The following is a 1,721-nucleotide window of genomic DNA, read 5'->3' as shown; positions in this document are numbered from 1 at the left end:
GGTGGTGGAGAATGAAGAAGCTGAAAACGGCGAATGAGCTGTGGGCGTATGTATCTGAAAAGGGGCTGAAACCGCAGCCGAAGACCTCCACCAGCGTCTGGGCGGACAGCTACAGGATGTTATCCGCCGGCATATCGGCAGAGCCTGGGCGGTGGAAAACCTCCCGCGCTCCATACCAGCAGGAAATCATGGATGCCTTCACCCAGTCAGGCGTAAGCAAGGTTGTCGTCATGAGTTCCAGTCAGATCGGAAAGACAGATATCATACTTAATGTCGTTGGCCGCTTTGCCCATCTGGATCCATGCCCTATCATGATGATTCAGCCCACCATAGAGATGGCAGAGGACTTCTCCAAGTCCCGTATCGCTCCCATGATTAGGGATACCAAGGTGCTGAACGGCCTGTTTTATGACATCAAGAGCAAGAACGGCAAAGGTGAAGCCAAGACCAGGGACGGTAACAACACCATCCTGTCGAAGATTTTTCCGGGCGGACGGCTGATTATGTGTGGGGCAAATTCCCCTGCCGGTCTTGCCTCAAGGCCTGTGCGCATCCTGCTGGCGGATGAGGTAGACAGGTTCCCTGCGTCAGCTGGTGGCGAGGGTGACCCTGTAGGCTTGGCAGAAAAGCGTATGACTACCTTCTGGAACCGCGTCATGGGGCTATTCTCCACGCCAACCAATGAAGGTGAAAGCAGGATTGCAGATGAATACCTGGCTGGCACCCAGGAGGAATGGCAGCACCAGTGCCCCAACTGCGGCGAATACCATGCACTGCGCTATGTGGACATGGAGGCTGACTACAGCGAGCACGAAGACAAGAAAAAGCGCAAAATCATCGTGGTAAACGATGTGAAATGGGTTTGCCCTGACTGCGGATTCAAGTTCAGCGAGCAGGAAACCAAGGCTTTTCCTCAGAAATATGTACCGCAAAACCCGGAGGCAATCAAAAACGGAGTACGCTCTTTCTGGCTCAATGCTTTCACCAGTCCGTGGCTGTCCTGGCAGAAAATCATGACGGAATGGCTGGAGGCCAGGGGTGATGCCAACAGGGAAAAGGTTATAGTCAATACCAGATTCGGAGAGCCCTATTCACTGAATGATAACACCATTGATGCACTGCCGCTGATGAAAAGGCGGGAGCAGTATGGTGCCGCCCTGCCGGATGGCGTACTGCTGCTGACAGCTGCCGTGGATACCCAGGACAACCGCCTGGAGTACGAAGTGTGCGGCTGGGGCTTTGGGGAAGAGTGCTGGGGCATCGTCAAGGGCATGATTCTATCCAAGCCTGATGAAGCCGTTACATGGCAGGTGCTGAATGGCATACTGGACAGGATCTACACTTTCAGCAACGGCATAGGCATGAAGATCGCCAGGACTTTTATTGATTCAGGCGGTCACTACACGGAGTTTGTCTATAGTTACTGCGCCGAAAACATAGGCTTGGGCAGATTCCCAATCAAGGGATATGCTAATCGCCCCGGCATACCGCTGGTGTACAAGCTGGGCAAGGATGTAGGCTGCAAGGTGCCTCTGGTTATCCTTGGCGTGGATGATGGCAAGCAGCAGATATTCAACAGGCTTGACGTGGCAGAACCGGGAGCAAAATACATGCATTTTGGCCATGATGGAGATGAAGAGTTGCCATATCGTGGCTATGATGAAGTATATTTCAAAGGACTTTTATCCGAGGAGAAACGGCTGGTGAAGCGCAACGGCGTG

The 1,721-nt window shown here is 53.1% G+C and carries 1 protein-coding gene; it reads left to right on the top strand.

Features of this window, described 5'->3' with window-relative positions:
* Positions 1 to 11: 11 nt before the first annotated feature.
* Positions 12 to 1,721 (top strand): phage terminase large subunit family protein (locus ACI3UA_RS08060; protein ID WP_439724301.1); only part of this gene is annotated, 1,710 nt, incomplete at its 3' end.

Origin of the sequence: Anaerovibrio sp., from assembly GCF_051866355.1 — a bacterium.
Lineage (GTDB): Bacteria > Bacillota > Negativicutes > Selenomonadales > Selenomonadaceae > Anaerovibrio.
This window is presented reverse-complemented; position numbering and strand designations above follow the sequence as displayed.